Raw genomic sequence first — 681 nt, 5'->3', positions numbered from 1 at the left:
AACCAAAGCATAGTCATTAATAGAATGATGTAAATCCAAATAGATCGCTCTAGTTTAGTTGCCAGCTCTTTTTTATTTTGTCCTTCCTCCTTGTACTTTCGAAGTGTTGGTGAGAAAGCCCGGGCCAGAAAGAACAAGGAGCAAAAGAGGAAAATCAGTGTCATTATGATCCAAGGCGTAGTCCACGTCCATGGGCCACATATAACGAGGAGTATCCCAGTTATAACAAGAACATGGCCCGTATGTTTTGCGAGTCTAACAACAGATTGAAATGTGATCAAATAGGCATTCATTTCTTGTTCTCTTGAACTATGTAGTTTTTTAACAATTGGCAAGAGAATAAAGAAAGGACCAATCGATAAAATGACGCTAGAAACATGAATATATACTAATATACGGTACAACAAATCCATTTCTTTTACCTATCAATCGTTAACTAATCTGAACTCATGCACCCATACCCTCATTTGCGGAAGCCAAGGCATCCCAGGATGATAAGACAAAATAGATTGTTTATATTCCGCTACTGTAGCATAGCCTTCCTGGCGAGCATTTTCATCTGTCAATTCCCCTAGTGATTGAGAATAAACTCGTTCCACTACAAACTTTTTATCTTCTAAGACCATTATCTCTCCTACATCAGCATATCTTCCATTTCGGCGAGTTGCTGTTTTGCTACCC

General features: G+C 38.8%; 2 protein-coding genes. Both read right to left on the bottom strand.

What is annotated here, in order from left to right; genetic code table 11:
* Positions 1-407, bottom strand: a 407-nt coding sequence (locus tag RB298_RS15085) for a DUF2269 family protein (RefSeq protein WP_486047477.1), incomplete at its 3' end; no start/stop codon positions are given.
* An 18-nt stretch (positions 408-425) separates the two neighbouring features.
* Positions 426-681, bottom strand: a 256-nt coding sequence (locus tag RB298_RS15080; RefSeq protein ID WP_486047476.1) for an ASCH domain-containing protein, incomplete at its 5' end; no start/stop codon positions are given.

This window comes from Priestia sp. BR_2, from assembly GCF_041954005.1.
Classification (GTDB): domain Bacteria; phylum Bacillota; class Bacilli; order Paenibacillales; family Paenibacillaceae; genus Paenibacillus_AQ; species Paenibacillus_AQ lautus_A.
This window is presented reverse-complemented; position numbering and strand designations above follow the sequence as displayed.